Origin of the sequence: Streptomyces albidochromogenes (genome assembly GCF_005981925.1) — a bacterium.
Classification (GTDB): Bacteria; Actinomycetota; Actinomycetes; order Streptomycetales; family Streptomycetaceae; genus Streptomyces; species Streptomyces albidochromogenes.
This window is the reverse complement of record NZ_VBVX01000684.1, coordinates 1-859: the sequence shown is the minus strand read 5'-3', so window position 1 is coordinate 859 and position 859 is coordinate 1. Positions and strand designations below refer to the sequence as shown.

The window sequence follows — 859 nt, the reverse complement described above, 5'->3', positions numbered from 1 at the left end:
GAGCCAGCACTATTTTCTTACCAGCAATCGGAAAAAAAAACACTTAAAAAGGGAGCAATTAAGTATCTGTTTGTCGGTTTTTTTTTTTTGTCTCACACGTAGTCATGTCCATTTTCGATACTTTTCCTGACATGAATGAGATCCATGAACAATACGGGGACAGTCAGGGGGGAGGGCAGGAACCAAGAGAAGACTACACATTACTGGCCGCAGAGTACCAGGAAAGGTACGGCGCGCAGTTTAGCTACGAATTTAGACGACAGTCTATTCTGCCTTGCCCGCCGCCTCGAGAAATAGATACCACCATGCCTCTCAGCTACAATGTCGACGAGTATCACTTTAGTGAGGAATTAAGGTTGGGTGTGCACAAGAAGATTGGTTTCGTGGTGGTGTTCCATCCGGACGTTCGGAAAAACTACATCATTCCGCCGGAAATGTTCGAAGCGTACGCGCAGGCAGTATTGCGTCGGTTGAGGATGATGCGGGACATAATGCGGTTGCTGAGAGTCAAAGAAGAGCTTTACCTGAAGATAACGCCCTGCGAGATTGGAGAAGCTGGGTTTGAAAACACTCGGGGCACAATCAGCCCACAATGCTTGCCGCTCCCGGCCATGCCTCTCCACTTTGGCTGGGGGTGCGACTGTGGAGTCATCAGAAAACAGTTCCGGGAGATGAGTCGTCATGAGTGCATCCACAAGGAGTCCACCCGATACGTGGCCTTTCAAAAGTTCCCGCTGAAGCTGGGACTCATGTGTTGCAATTTTGAGGTCTACTGTCCCACCGACAACCGGTACTTGGAGAACCTCGTTAAGACGGGGCGCACTACGTCGCGGCCACCGATGAATCACAACCGCCACAC

General features: G+C 50.3%; 1 protein-coding gene. It reads left to right on the top strand.

Going from position 1 to position 859, the window contains the following annotated elements; all coding sequences use genetic code 11:
• Window positions 1–131: 131 nt before the first annotated feature.
• Window positions 132–859 (top strand): hypothetical protein (locus E2E34_RS37730; protein ID WP_138905774.1); only part of this gene is annotated, 728 nt, incomplete at its 3' end.